General features: G+C 40.8%; 12 protein-coding genes and 1 pseudogene. 5 read left to right on the forward strand and 8 right to left on the reverse strand.

Features of this window, described 5'->3' with window-relative positions:
- Positions 1-473 precede the first annotated feature (473 nt).
- The 3 genes from AC5590_RS06175 to AC5590_RS06185 all read left to right on the forward strand — a co-directional run bounded on the left by AC5590_RS06175 (position 474) and on the right by AC5590_RS06185 (position 3,419).
- Entirely contained in the window at positions 474-1,433 is a 960-nt protein-coding gene (locus AC5590_RS06175) for a glycosyltransferase family 9 protein (protein WP_169268334.1), read from the forward strand.
- Positions 1,426-2,007 (forward strand): D-glycero-alpha-D-manno-heptose-1,7-bisphosphate 7-phosphatase, encoded by a 582-nt coding sequence (locus AC5590_RS06180; RefSeq protein WP_169268335.1) that lies wholly within the window; start codon positions 1,426-1,428, stop codon positions 2,005-2,007. The genes AC5590_RS06175 and AC5590_RS06180 overlap by 8 nt, the downstream gene beginning before the upstream one ends.
- A gap of 644 nt (positions 2,008-2,651) precedes the next feature.
- Positions 2,652-3,419, forward strand: coding sequence for a hypothetical protein (locus AC5590_RS06185; protein ID WP_169268336.1), 768 nt, complete (start codon positions 2,652-2,654; stop codon positions 3,417-3,419).
- A 552-nt stretch (positions 3,420-3,971) separates the two neighbouring features.
- Here the strand turns inward: AC5590_RS06185 and AC5590_RS06190 are convergent.
- Positions 3,972-4,505: a CRR6 family NdhI maturation factor gene (locus AC5590_RS06190; RefSeq protein WP_169268345.1), complete on the reverse strand. Its 534-nt coding sequence runs from the start codon at positions 4,503-4,505 to the stop codon at positions 3,972-3,974.
- Between the two features lie 653 nt (positions 4,506-5,158).
- Between AC5590_RS06190 and AC5590_RS06195 the strand changes: the two genes are divergently transcribed.
- Positions 5,159-5,608: a Fur family transcriptional regulator gene (locus AC5590_RS06195; protein WP_169268337.1), complete on the forward strand. Its 450-nt coding sequence runs from the start codon at positions 5,159-5,161 to the stop codon at positions 5,606-5,608.
- A gap of 218 nt (positions 5,609-5,826) precedes the next feature.
- A complete protein-coding gene (locus AC5590_RS06200; protein WP_169268338.1) occupies positions 5,827-7,626 on the forward strand; it encodes a DUF3685 domain-containing protein in 1,800 nt (599 codons plus the stop codon).
- Between the two features lie 121 nt (positions 7,627-7,747).
- Here the strand turns inward: AC5590_RS06200 and AC5590_RS06205 are convergent, their stop codons facing one another.
- From AC5590_RS06205 to AC5590_RS06235, 7 genes and pseudogenes are all read right to left on the reverse strand, one after another.
- A complete protein-coding gene (locus tag AC5590_RS06205) occupies positions 7,748-8,629 on the reverse strand; it encodes a glycosyltransferase family 2 protein (protein WP_169268339.1) in 882 nt (293 codons plus the stop codon).
- A gap of 159 nt (positions 8,630-8,788) precedes the next feature.
- Positions 8,789-9,622 (reverse strand): hormogonium polysaccharide biosynthesis protein HpsJ, encoded by an 834-nt coding sequence (gene hpsJ-B, locus AC5590_RS06210; protein WP_169268340.1) that lies wholly within the window; start codon positions 9,620-9,622, stop codon positions 8,789-8,791.
- 332 nt (positions 9,623-9,954) lie between these two features.
- Positions 9,955-10,596 carry a TIGR04282 family arsenosugar biosynthesis glycosyltransferase gene (locus tag AC5590_RS06215; RefSeq protein ID WP_169268341.1) on the reverse strand — a complete coding sequence of 214 codons (642 nt, stop codon included), beginning with the start codon at positions 10,594-10,596 and terminating at the stop codon, positions 9,955-9,957.
- A 156-nt stretch (positions 10,597-10,752) separates the two neighbouring features.
- Positions 10,753-11,301, reverse strand: a complete 549-nt coding sequence (locus AC5590_RS06220) for a GspH/FimT family pseudopilin (protein ID WP_169268342.1) — start codon at positions 11,299-11,301, stop codon at positions 10,753-10,755.
- A complete protein-coding gene (gene hpsC / locus AC5590_RS06225) occupies positions 11,279-12,217 on the reverse strand; it encodes a hormogonium polysaccharide secretion pseudopilin HpsC (RefSeq protein ID WP_169268343.1) in 939 nt (312 codons plus the stop codon). The genes AC5590_RS06220 and hpsC overlap by 23 nt, the downstream gene beginning before the upstream one ends.
- 32 nt (positions 12,218-12,249) lie before the next feature.
- Complete coding sequence (gene hpsB, locus AC5590_RS06230) at positions 12,250-12,957, reverse strand: hormogonium polysaccharide secretion pseudopilin HpsB (RefSeq protein WP_169268344.1); 708 nt, start codon at positions 12,955-12,957, stop codon at positions 12,250-12,252.
- Positions 12,958-13,058: 101 nt separating this feature from the next.
- Positions 13,059-13,342: pseudogene (locus AC5590_RS06235) on the reverse strand (four helix bundle protein).
- Between the last annotated feature and the right edge of the window lie 81 nt (positions 13,343-13,423).

Consider the following 13,423-nt stretch of genomic DNA (forward strand, 5'->3'; position numbering starts at 1 on the left):
GGAGACGCTACGCGTATCTCCTACGGAGACGCTGCGCGAACGCTCTTAGCGTGCGTTTGCGCTTACGCAGTCGCCTAGGGAGGAGCCAGTACTGCGGGAGGGTTTCCCGACAGCCAGGTATCTGGCGTTCGAGACCCGTCATTCGCGCTGTCTCACCGGACGCGCAAACTTTTCGCAAAATTAAGAAAGCCTAACAAGGGTTTGGGAGTGTGTATCTGTCGCATTCTTTTTTCAAAGGGGTTCCCGAGGACAGTTCTCACAGGAGGAAAACCCTCCTTTGAGAACTGTCCGTCCCGTTAAAGGATGTGGCGTCCGTGGGGATATTCGCCAATCGTGAAGCGCGTTAGCCCATTCTGTCTTCTAACTTCTTCTGATAACCCAAAACTGACCAGTTCTAATCCTTAATTTCTAATTCCTAATTACTAAGCCAAATCTCCCCTAAAATAATTAGCGAGTAAGCGTCAATATATATTATGCGAATAGTAGCCCTTGTCCCTGGCGGAATTGGCGACCAAATTCTGTTTTTCCCGACCTTAGATGACCTGAAGCACTATTACCCCAATGCTCAGGTAGATGTTGTTGTGGAACCCCGCTCAAAGACTGCTTACCGGGTGAGTAAGTCAGTCCATGATGTACTGGCGTTTGACTACAAAGACCGTAACAGTATGGCAGATTGGGGCAACTTGATAGGCACGATTCGCGATCGCGAGTACGATGTTGCCATAGCTTTAGGGCAAAGCGCTTTAGTGGGCGTTTTCCTGTGGCTGACTGGAATCCCCACGCGAATTGGCTACAAGAGCAAAGGATCTATTTTTCTCACCAATTCAGTTCCTTTGAAAACAGAACAGTATGCTGCTTGCATGTATCATGACTTGCTGCAAGGGTTAGGTATTAACTCCCCAACTCCCGAGTTAGCAGTTAATGTACCAGTACCAGATATTGACTGGGCAACTAAGGAGCAACAGCGCCTGGGGATTAAGGAAACTGGCTACGTTTTAATTCACGGTGGTTCTAGCGCACTTGCCAAAACCAAAGGTCTGGATAAAGTTTACCCTGTGGCAAATTGGCGGCAGATTATTCAAGACTTCCAACAAAAGCAGCCAGAAATGCCCATAGTAGTCATCCAAGGACCAGAGGATGGAGAATTTGTCAGCAGTCTCAAACAATCCGTACCCAATATCAAAATCAGTAGTCCTGATGATATTGGCAAATTGACAGCGATGATTGCTGGAGCAAATTTAATGCTGTGTACCGACAGCGCCCCGATGCACTTGAGTGTGGCGGTACAAACTTATACCATTGCCTTGTTTGGTCCGACAAACCCAGCAAAGTTGTTACCCACGAGTGATAAATTCCTCGCCATTAAATCTTCTACAGGTAAAATGGCAGATATCTCGCCTCAACTCGTGTTGGAGAAAATTTGGGGTGGGTAAACCTGCTGTATTCCTAGACCGCGATGGAGTATTAAATGTTGAGGCTGGCTACATTCACCAACTTGAAGATTTACATTTAATTCCTGGGGTTGCCAAGTCCCTGCGCCAGCTCAATGACCAAGGTATTTTTTGCTGTCTAGTTTCAAATCAATCCGGACCTGCCAGAGGTTATTATCCAGATAGTCACGTACAAGCGTTACATCAGCGACTTTGCCGACTCTTGGCACAGGAGGCTGGAGCAAAATTAGACGCTTTGTATTATTGTCCCTACCTCAGCCCACCAGAAGGAGGACTTGATCCAGCGTACACCCGCTGGTCTACCTGGCGCAAACCCAATACAGGCATGTTGGTTGCTGCAGCCTGGGAACACGATTTGGATCTGAGGCACAGTTTTATGGTGGGGGACAAAGCAACTGATGTGGATATGGCACACAATGCTGGCTGTGTGGGTATTTTGGTGCAAACAGGTTTTGGCGATCGCGTTTTGGTGGGTGATTACCAGCACCACACAAAACCAGATTACATCGCCAAAGATTTAGCTGTAGCTGTTGAATGGATTTTACAGCAGTTATAGATTAAAAAAAATACAAAAATACAAGTGCTACCGAGCTTCACTTCGGCACAGCTTGTCTCAAAAACTTTTGTTACTATCTAAAATCCGCCTTTAAAAGGCGGATTTTAGCTTATTGACTTTCCTAATGAGTCAATACCATTATTAGACGCATAATAGCTTGATATTTTATTCTTTTGCAAAATTTTTTGCAAAAGGCTAGTAGAAATAAGATATTTTCGGTAGATTTTTGATAGAGCAAATTTTTTAGGTAATCTACTACACATTTATCGTGTTTTGTCATTATTGGGCATAAGTTGGAAGTTTAGCTTGGGTATAGCTTCTAGCCTAATTTATGAAGATAACATTGAGTTATCTTATTAAAAACCTTGAAATGACAAAGAAAATTAAAGAAGTAACGAGTTTTTTATCTTGTTACGAAACTAATTCACGAGAACCAAAAATTTACGCTAGAACAAAGAATAGTAACCTTAGTGCAGCAAGCTCAGGATTCTCGGCTGCATGGCAATAAATACTTGCCATTCTTATCAGGTGTGGATAGCTTACCGATAGATCTAACGCGCCATGTTATGTGTTCCTTAACTTCCCTCTTGCTGTCAGGCTGGTGCATCTAACAAGAATGTGACGAAAAATACAAGGAAAAACAGATGGCGATTCGAGTACATGGCTTCATGAGCAGCGGAAAACGTTACATCCAAGTAGAAAACCAACCTCACCACATCACTGGGATTTTCAAAACGCTCATGCACTTTTCAGAAAATATGCATCACTGCACGCTAAAAGATGCGGAAAATGCCTATTTTAAATATGAGGAAGATGGAACAATTACTTTCTATCAACGTGAAAACTCTGAAATGTGTGATTCAGTAGGAATTTGGACATATCTTGTCTATGAATGTCCAGAGGCTGAAGAAAAAGTTTTCCCTGACTTATCTATTGATACAAGTGCAAATTCTTTGAAGCAATTGTTTGCTGGTTACAAAATTGTTCAAGTAACTGTAGACATAAAGGATTATCTCAAGTATCAATATATTCAAGATGAATATCTAGATGTTCAACTACCCTGTGATTGGAATACATCAGTTGGTAGAAAAATTGCCAACCTTCTTTTAGAAGAATTTGAGGCCTTTAAATCATCTACTATTTTTACAGAACGTGCTGGTCAAGAATACGGAAAAACTGTTTTAGACGGTTTTATCAAAGCTGCACAAGAAGTTTTGGAAAACGGTGGAACTCTTAGAGACTTTGAATCTGCTCAATACGATGTGCTAAAGAAAATTAGAATTGATGACATGGCAAATTTAATTCTTGAGTATAACGATTATCGGATCTGGCAAGCGGCATTACCGAGTAAATCGAAAGCAGTTGAATATGCTTTTAGTACAGCATTAAGACTGATATGCCGTATTAAGTAAGTTAGTGGACAAAAGTGTTTCATGTTCGTTGCGAGCGTTCTTTGTAGCGTGCCGTTTGGTGCTAGCCGTGGCGTCAGTCATAGTCAGACTGAAGCAATCGCAGGGGTTTGCTATTGCTTTAGTCTGCTGGAAGAACCGTATGGACAAAGGGTAGCCTCACAGAACTAACAAAGCAGATACGGGTTTCCCCTTAGGATCTGCGCTTTGCGATCGCCGTACGTTCCGTATGCTCGTAGCATGGTACACAAACGCAATTACCTTGATTACGATTATTTATGTCCACTGACTTAGTCTTGATTTAAAGCACTTACAAGTAATAGAATACCCAGCCGTCGTGGTTCACCAATCCTCAAAGAACTGCTCAAAAATCATCGGTTTTACTAAGATACATATCAAACGGCTGGGCATTTTCTTTTTTGGAGTTCCCTAAGGACTAGAGAAAATTAGTCATAGTTACTAGTGATTTTAAGATTCCCGACAACTTTGGCGAAGTCGGGAATCTTGTGATTCACGGTCATGGGTAGCATGCCCGTAGGGCTTATGATTTAATGATTAAAACATTTCAAAGAAGGCATCATCTAACTCATAACCTAGGAGTTGTGCCATCGACTGGAGGCGAGATTTACTAGGAATACCCTGCTGTTGTAACCAATCGTTTAAAGCAAACAGCTTGTGCATTAAAAAGATTTCTAAAGCTTCAGGATTATACTGAATTCCTTCTTTGGTACTGAACTGGTGCGGGACAAGCATTGCTGCATAACGGGCAAATTCGCCAGTTTTCCAATCAAGTAAAAATGGTAACCAAGGATAGCGAGTATCTAAACGGATAAACCAGAGCCGCACCTCTGGAATTTCTGAAAGTTCCCGTGGATCGCCTGGTTCGAGAGTATAGTCGATATCAAAATGCAGTTGCTGCTCGTAGGATGCGATCGCGCCTTGCGCGGCTCCCTGCTGGAGCATCGCGCCTTGCGCGGCTCCCTGCTGGAGCATCGCCCCCTCTTGCAGCAATTTTTCAATCTCTGTGACTACGGGGGACAGATCCAAGGAGTTAATGCAGTCGGTGTTGAGTGGGATAGTGATTGTCATTGAAAGAGCAGCTAGGGGGTTATGCTCAAGAGTATGATCGAGAATCCACAGTAGCAGCTTTCGACTATTCACGCTACATATACTGTCAGATTCTCAACTAAAACGCCAATCACTGCAAAAATTCTCGCTTCATATCCTCAAGTGACAGTTTTTGCCTGCTTTAAACTCTTGCCTTGCCTTCTAAATTATTGCCAAAAACTCTGGATTCATGTTTAGGGATAATGACTGTTATGGGAATCTATAGTGAATTGCATCTGCAAAAAATACAGCCCTCGCTAACCCTCCACTTGGTAAAGGACACAACAGAAGACAATTGACTGAAGAACTATTACAACAAGACAAAAATAAAAAGATGTGATTTTACTTATTTGGTGATGGTAGCTTTATTTGCTGCGCCCGACGTACTAGCGTTAAAGTAGACGTTTGCAGCCATTTTAAGCTAAAGTTGTAATGAGTTCATTTTATATTGAAAGGGTGAAAAACCATTACTCAACCAGCACAAAAACTCTTCACCCCCCTAGTGATGTCCGCACTCATCAACAGCAAAAACACTGCTAAAGCGGAGCTAACAGGGTGCAAAATGTTGGATATATAAAATAACAAATAAACACTTCCCAGGGAAAATTAACCCATCAGTTAATAAACTTTAAGATATGCAAAAGCAAACGATATCAACAAAACCTATTCGTTCATTGGAAGATGCTCTTGAGCAGTGTCAGGTACTGGGTATGCGCGTTAGCCGTCAGCGTCGCTTTATCCTAGAACTACTTTGGGAAGCAAGAGAGCATCTTTCTGCCAGAGAAATTTATGATCGCCTGAATCACGAAGGTAAAGAGATTGGGCATACCTCTGTTTATCAAAATTTAGAAGCGTTATCCAGCCAAGGCATCATTGAATGTATTGAACGTTGTGATGGACGTTTATACGGCAATATTAGTGATTCCCACAGTCATGTTAACTGCTTGGATACAAATCAAATATTGGATGTTCATGTAGAACTACCAGAAGAATTTATCCGTCAAATTGAAGAACAAACAGGAGTGCGGATTACTGAGTATAGTATTAACTTTTATGGTTACCGTAATTCGCAAGAGAGCAAATGAGGGTTGATAGTGAGTTGCGCCCAAGTGCAACCACTACCAGTTACCAATTACCAGATTCACTTTAGTTATCGTCATCGCCTACAACCGTTTCGCTATCTGCATTTTCAATGACTCCAGAAGGGAGTGGATTGTAAAATAGTTCCAACCAAAGAAACTACGCTCATTTGTCTAGCTTATTTACGACTAAAGTAAAAAAAGCTTGCGTTTTTAAGCAGATTATGAGCGATCGCCCTTTAAGATTATTGTTAATAGACCAAGACCCCATCTTCCGATTAGGGCTAAAAGTAGCTTTGGAAGAATTCTCCAACTCACAGGTGGTATCGGAGGCAGACACAGACACTGCTGCATTGCAGATTTTAGCCAAACTTGCACAAGAAAATCCAAACCAAGTCAATTTAGCCGTTTTGGAATTGGGGAATAGTCGCTTTGTTTCTAGCCAGCAACTGGGTTTACAACTCTGTCGCCATTTAAAAACCCAGTACCCCAATCTGCCATTATTACTTTTAAGTTCTGTTCAAGAACAAGGACTACTTCTAGCAGCAAAAGCTGCTGGGGTTGATGGTTACTGTCCTAAAGGAACTCCTATTTCTGAATTAGTCACCATTATGCACGATGTGGTGGCAGGTGGTTCATCCTGGAATTGGGAGATGGGAAAACAGAACATGAGGATTTACAGAAGCGAGGATGCAGGATATGCTCTTGAAAACCTCACGTCTTCTGAACTTCCTTTTGCTCTGTTACGGAAGCGTGTACGGTTATCAGGGATTGGGTACATCAACGTCACTTTGACACAAGTGACAGCACAATTACAAGTTCCCGGATTAGCATTATTAGATCGGGCAGTGTTAGCTGGGCAAAGACGAGAATTGCTAGCAGCGCGTTGGCTGCTGAATCGATTATTAGCTTCATCACTGGAAAGGCGACAGGAGGTACAGTCGCATTCACGTAATGTTTCTGCAAGCAATAATTTCGCATCTGCACAGTTGCAGTCTGCGATAAATTCTCTGCCAAGTACTTCTGTTTCCAAATCTGACTCACCAGCTTCTGTGCTGAGTCCTAGATCATTACAAGCGGCATTATTTGCATCCTGTCTTACCAAACTTCAGCTTCCTTTACAAAATGTGACAGCTACTCCTTTAGAAATTGATATTTTACGTGAAGACAAAAAACGTGATTTACTTTATCTTATTTTACAAAAAATTGCTGACGCACTAGATGAAATGCGTGCTTCTGTGGTAGAGATAAGCCAATTATATGAATTAAAAAGTACTGTATTGCTGGATGTATGGCAATCAGCAACTACGAGCTTTTTTGGCAAATTTTCTCGGGTGCAAGTAGACAATAATAATTTAGAAATAGTTACTTTTCTTCTGCAAGATGCGGCTGTAGTGCGTTCAGAAATTCTCAATCAAATTCCTCTGGTTGAGGAGTTATTTTCCTATCTCCTATTTCAAAGAAATTTGCAAATTGATAATACTTCCTATCCAGCAGGTAGCTTTGAAGCAAAGGAGTATGCAGAAATGATTCTGGAGAATTTATTGATTCAGATAGCCAATGGTGTCATGCAACCGTTGCTCAACTCTTTAGCAGATGTAGAAGAAGTGAAGCAAAATTTTTATGATCGTCAATTAATTTCTATACGAGAAATTGAACGATTTAGAAATAATTTGTCGTGGAGATATCGCCTTAGAAATTATGTGAATGAGCCGAAAGCAATTTTTGAAAGCCGCTATGAGCTATTTGTCTTTGCACCTCGCGGTATTGCCACAACTTCCATTTATGCGCCGCGTGGACAAGAGTTAACGCAACTTTCTGGGATTCCGCTAGTTGTCACGCTAGCAATAGAATTTCGTGATGCGATCGCTCCTCGTATACAATCGCTCTTATCCTTGTTTGGCAGCGGTGTTGTCTTTGTTCTCACGCAAGTTATTGGTCGTGGTATCGGTTTGATTGGTCGTGGTATTCTTCAAGGAATTGGCAGTGTTTCTTTAAGGGAAAAAAAGAATAAAAAGTTATGATTTGGCAATACTTGAGAAAGACACACAACACAGAACTTTAAGGCAGAATGAAGCACTGGACAATTCCGCCTTAGAGTTCTTAGTACTGAGTTTTACCCAGTTTTTCACTTTTCAAAAATGCCTAATCAACGGAAGTTGATACTAACAGCGTAGCTTGATTCTTAGACACTTGTGCATCCAACTTGGGTGTTGGCATATGCTTCATTTCCCAAACTTTCAGCAGAATTAGGTATTCGTAGAAAGCTTGCAATGTACACCAAGTAAACCCAGCGCGTCCGTCTAAGCAGCCACCTAAGATAAAATACATATACAAAAAACGTATGATTGGTCTAGCTGGTAAGCGCAAGGACAAATTTTTTAAGGCGCGGCGTCGTTCGACTTCTGACTTCCCAAAAAATAAATCTTTCCAGCTAACTGTTCCGTTTTGTAACTGATAAAGGGTTTCTCTGGCTTCATCTGTGGAGTAACGGTTGTGCTTATCAATCCAGCGGCTGAACCCCTTGCCAGAAGTATAATGAGGGTATGTTTCTTTCAAAAAGCTTGTTGAACCGTCACAAACTTCTCGTTCTGTATGACCATAGTCTGTAAACCAGACTTTACCGTGGCGGAAAAGGCGCAGTTGGTAACGAGGATATTGGGTACTGCGGCGAATCCAAGAATTCATGAACATGACACGTTCAGCGGCATAGTAGCCGATGTAATCTGGATTACGACTCGCTTTTTGGCATTCCGCGAACAGTTCTGGCGTCATGCGTTCGTCAGCTTCTAGAATATAAACCCATTCATACTTGGGAGATATATTTTCTAGCATCCAAGTACGTTGACGACCGTGGCTTTCAAAAGCGTGCTGAACCACACGAACTGGATAGCGGTTGGCGATTTCGACGGTGCGATCGCTACTGCATGAGTCTACAACAATAATGTCATCTGATAGCATCGCCGACTCGATACAAGCGGCGATATCTATTTCTTCGTTATAAGTCAATATGTAAATTGAAAACATTCGCAATCTTAATTGATCTGACTTGTCTTGTGCGGAATTTTACTTTGTTCTGGTAAATATATGCAAGTCAACTAAGATCATCTTCATCAGGAATTAATAAAAGTGGCAGTATGAGCTTATGAGAATGTAAGTAAGTCGTACTGCCTTCAAAATAATGGACTAGCGTGCAGGCATTTTGCGTTTACCACCTAGAGCATTCATAGCTTTTAATCCTGACCAGCCGATAATAATGTAAGCAATAGACAACAGCAAACTGCCTATAATAATTCTCAAACCGGGCTTCCAATTGTCTTCAGCTTGTTTTATCAGTTCATCGCGGCGAGCGCGAATTTGCTGTAATCTTTGGTCATAGAGTTGCTTTGGATCACTTTGTTGGGCTATGAATTTGTCAAGTTCTTGAGGATTGGCTTTGAATTTCTTGAGCAAATCTTTTGTCGCTTGGGGAATATTGGGGTTATTCAGTGCTTGCTGATAACGCTGATTATCTTGAAGAAGTTCAGTATATTGTGCTTTGACTTGGGCTTTCTGCTTCTCTACAGATGCTTTGACTTGATCGTTACCAAGTTGAGCTTGCACTTGGTTAAGCTGACCTTTCAATTGGTTTTCTGCTAGTTGTGCATCTCTGGTGATTTGATCCACTGTTTGAGTTCTTTGATTAATGATATTCCCAGCATGGACAGGAGCAATAATCAAAAAGAGTAATCCCAAGATACTTGATATGACAAGAGCTGGCATTCTCAAGTCTATAGATTGGGGTTGAGTACCATCATCAAAACTGTCAATCCAATAGCCAGTAAATAGCATACCCAATGCGACTAATGGCACCACTCCTCGATCAACCAAACTTGCTGCCCATCTAAGTTGCAACAGCTTATCGGTTGGGCTGAAGTCAAGGCTTAGAATCAAAAAATCAATCAAAAAGGACAATATTAAAATTATCCCAATCACTTTGAGTGTGCGGGCTGCGATCGCAGCACCTAAACGGTTATTCATAGTTGTTTTTCGTTTTGTAGTTGACTGAAGTCAATATTTTATATAAAGGTACTGGAATATTGTTCCTATTCGGCTACCTATTATTTCTGTCTGAGAGATTCTTTTTTGGGTGATATATTTTCTACCCTTTAATGTCAGCCACACCACGGTAGCATCTCGATTCTAGGTTGTCTTCAGAAAAACCCTTGTGTAAAAAAAAACATAAGTAACACTGGGAACGTTGATAGCTGTAGTAAATATTCCATTAGAGAGGTTTGAGATACATTTTTATGGTGTGATGGGTGGAGTGTAGGGCAAAAAATCACTACAGACTCTCGTCACAACAAATCAGTTTAGTGCTTAAGTTTGAGAATCTCTTCCCAAATTGGCAAATCCTCTGGGCGATCAATATCAGCCAAGTGAGGTAAGTCAGCGACTGATAAATTCAACGTCTGAGCAATACTTATAGTCTGATGGAACACTTGAGAGGTTCCCCAGTCTATATTGATAAATAATTCTGGCACAGGATGCTGCAAACCAATTAAGTAATAGCCACCATCAACTGCTGGACCAAGGACAAGGTCACATTGCTGGAGTTGTGCAAAAGCTTCTGCTAAAATCTGGTTATTGACACCAGGGCAGTCGGTACCGATAGTTATGACTTTTTCTGCACCTGATTGAAAGGCATTCAAGAAAGATTGTGCCATCCGCAAACCTAAGTCTCCCTCACCTTGAGGTTGGTAAACCAAGTCATCTCCTAGCCACTCTTGCATAAGTTGCAAATTACCACCTGCAAACCGCACTTCAAAAGATATGGCGGAAGTCTTTTGCAACTGTTTAACCTGAGATAGTGTGTGTTCTGTCATTTGACGCTGAAGATTTGCCGCACCTTCAGTTCCCAAAGCAGGTATCAGTCGAGTTTTTGTCTTGCCTGGTTCTGGATAGCGAGTGAAAATGATGAGATGCTGTTTTGTGGTTTTTGGTAGATTTAGCACGAGATGTCTTCTTGAAATCAATTAAAAATATATAGCAATTCTAAATGAGTTGTTAACTTATTAGTTAAGGGAGGGAACGCTTAACAGGGAACACAACGACCACGCTCAGTGCATCGCAGGGAACAGATTTTTCACAAATGATTTAAAACTGCTATATTAATAGCAATACTTACCATCTTTGTCGGGTTTATCGTTTTCTTTTGCCGTTCTCATTGCACCTAAGATTGTAGAAATATAGACGCAACGCTTAGCTTTCCCACCAGACTTACTAGATAAAGTTATTCGTCTGAACGGCGGAATAAAATGACCTCTCTCATCAAATTGAATTTGTTTCACACCATTGGACTTATCTGAAGTTGTTTCCGCGTCTAGACGTACATTGGAATCTAAGTTATTCCAGATAGTGTTAGCTGGGTTTTTTGGAGGATAAACTGCCCATTGCACAATATCGTTTTGTTCGCGAAAACTAACTTGCCAAGTTAATTTGTTTTTGATAGCTTGGCTTTGAGCTTGGCGTATAGCAAGATAAACTTCGTTTTGGGCAGTGTTGAGGCGCTGAGTATCGACAAAAGCTAGCCAACTTGGAACTGATATGGCAGCTAAGATACTAATTATGACAACACTTACTAAAAGTTCTAGTAGCGTGAAGCCATTGCTAGAACAATTCTGCTTATTTTTGAACTTATTTAGCAGATAAGAATCCATTGCCTTGGACTCGTATACTTGCCTGAGGAAAATATGTTTTATTATTCTCATTAAAATCTATATTATTGTTTTGAAGACGAGCGAGGGCATTACCACGTAAATAAATTTCTGCTACGGTATTTTCTGAGTCTACGCAAACGTAAAAGCCACGTGTTCTAACATTTTTAGTGGCAACAGCATCTCCACTCCCAGAAAATTGTGGCAACTGTTGACCTATAGTGCAACTTGGAGGTGCTGGATTGGTAGTATCATTTATCGTAGTTTGCTCAATGTAATCAACTAAAGCTACAATATCTTGTGTGTAAGCTTCGTCTTTCTTTTTTGTCCATTGATTCATCTTACTTTTCAGATTGCCTGAAGCTTGGATATTAAACATCTGAAAGCCTTTATCTCGCTGAAGTTTTTCATTCTTTTTTTCAGTAGAATCATAGCCATCTCTTATTTGAAATCTACCAATTCGAGCAGCTTTAGACCATGTAGAGTCATTATCTTTAATCAAATAATAGGCAACTAAAGAGTAGAAAAATATATCTTTTTCCATTTTAGAAGATTCTTTTGAGATGATTTGCCGTTTCCAGAATACAAGAACGGGAAAAAATTTATTTTTATCATTATCCTTGTTCTTTGGTAGTTGCTGCCTAATTTTATTAATGCCATCAGCATCATATATATAGACTGACTGCTGCAAGTCTCGCGCAATATAATCAAGTGCTGCTTTGATTTCTTGCTCGGTATCTGCCTTTGCTTGCTCTTGTCGTTCAGTTGTCATAATGTTAATCATGAATCCTAGCAAAGGTGTGATCACAAGGGTAGCGATGACGATGCCTACTAGCAACTCAATCAAGGTAAAGCCATCACATTTGTTTGTCACACGAAAAAGTTTTAGCCGCTTAATGAAAAGCCATAAGAAATTCATAATATTGATTGACTCGGAATAGTTACCGAGATTTAGCAATCAGACTTAGGATTAGGATTAGTAGCAGGAGGTTTCAGACGCTGACAAAAATCACTAAATGTCGTTACTTTACTTGATATTTCTGTTGTGATTTCTACTAAGGGTGCTTGGATGGATATTAAACCTGTCCCTTTAGTGAAAGTTTCTGCTTGTTTAATTCCTGGGTCTTTCGATGCCTTCAATGTGATGCTAGGCTTATTGAAAGCGTCTGCTCTGTACACTCGCAACCCCAATCTATAGCCATCCTCGGGTTTATCGGAAGTTGGATTATACCCAAATCCCTGAACAATCATGTCTTTGAAGTTATCACTTGTACAACCTCCCGTATCTCCATCCACGCAATATAACTGAGATGATGGAGTTGCAGGAGAGATTTCACATAAGCCAGTTCCAGTTGTAGAACAAGTCAGAGTTCCTGAGGGTGCATCTGGCGAAGGTGAATCGGTCGTTGTTGCCGCGCTGTTCGTTATGATGGGTGGTGGTGGAATTGTGCTTGATTTAATGCCATCAATATAAGTTTGAGCAGCGTTAGTTGCTAACTCAATACGTCTTGCTTGCATCCGTGTTGCGACAGAGAAGATAATAACAGGTGCGATCGCCACTAGTAAAATGCCAACAACAACGACTGCTATTAATGACTCAATGATGGTAAAACCTGACTGACTAGATGAAGATGCTTGTTGCTGTTTTTGGTGAATCATAACATTAACAGTTATCAGTTACCAGTTATCAGTTATCAGTTATCAGAGATTCTAGTTTTCTTGAGGATTGAGAAAAGGATTTTTGCTATCTCTTCAGCATTTTAATGGATACTGTTAAATGCTTTGTCATCAATATACCCTGTGTCTTTTAAAAGGGACAACCAATACTTACTTTCAAGACATTCTTTGTAAGCAATAGAATTTTTTGCAGAAAATTCTGCTGGTGATATAGCTCCGCTTCCGCAATATTGGCTCCAATTGATGTTCCACTTCTAATTAATTGTTTTGATAAAATAAATTCTTTTTTGTCTTGAGTCAAATATTTATAAGCATTTACAATCCTGATAGCAAACTTATACGCTTTCTCATATACCAAACTGTTCATAGCTTATTGATAACTGTTTACTGTTCACCCTTCGGGTTCGCCCTTCGGGTTCGCAGTCGCCTACGGAGGGAGACCCTCCTG

The organism is Brasilonema octagenarum UFV-OR1 (genome assembly GCF_963888615.1).
GTDB classification, from domain to species: domain Bacteria; phylum Cyanobacteriota; class Cyanobacteriia; order Cyanobacteriales; family Nostocaceae; genus Brasilonema; species Brasilonema sennae.

Excerpts from the sequence above, each read along its gene's own strand:
- AC5590_RS06175 (WP_169268334.1), top strand. The coding sequence starts at position 474 with ATGCGAATAGTAGCCCTTGTCCCTGGCGGAATTGGCGACCAAATTCTG.
- AC5590_RS06185 (WP_169268336.1), top strand. The coding sequence starts at position 2,652 with ATGGCGATTCGAGTACATGGCTTCATGAGCAGCGGAAAACGTTACATC.
- AC5590_RS06190 (WP_169268345.1), bottom strand. The coding sequence starts at position 4,505 with ATGACAATCACTATCCCACTCAACACCGACTGCATTAACTCCTTGGAT.
- AC5590_RS06195 (WP_169268337.1), top strand. The coding sequence starts at position 5,159 with ATGCAAAAGCAAACGATATCAACAAAACCTATTCGTTCATTGGAAGAT.
- AC5590_RS06200 (WP_169268338.1), top strand. The coding sequence starts at position 5,827 with ATGAGCGATCGCCCTTTAAGATTATTGTTAATAGACCAAGACCCCATC.
- AC5590_RS06205 (WP_169268339.1), bottom strand. The coding sequence starts at position 8,629 with ATGTTTTCAATTTACATATTGACTTATAACGAAGAAATAGATATCGCC.
- hpsJ-B (WP_169268340.1), bottom strand. The coding sequence starts at position 9,622 with ATGAATAACCGTTTAGGTGCTGCGATCGCAGCCCGCACACTCAAAGTG.
- AC5590_RS06220 (WP_169268342.1), bottom strand. The coding sequence starts at position 11,301 with ATGGATTCTTATCTGCTAAATAAGTTCAAAAATAAGCAGAATTGTTCT.
- hpsC (WP_169268343.1), bottom strand. The coding sequence starts at position 12,217 with ATGAATTTCTTATGGCTTTTCATTAAGCGGCTAAAACTTTTTCGTGTG.
- hpsB (WP_169268344.1), bottom strand. The coding sequence starts at position 12,957 with ATGATTCACCAAAAACAGCAACAAGCATCTTCATCTAGTCAGTCAGGT.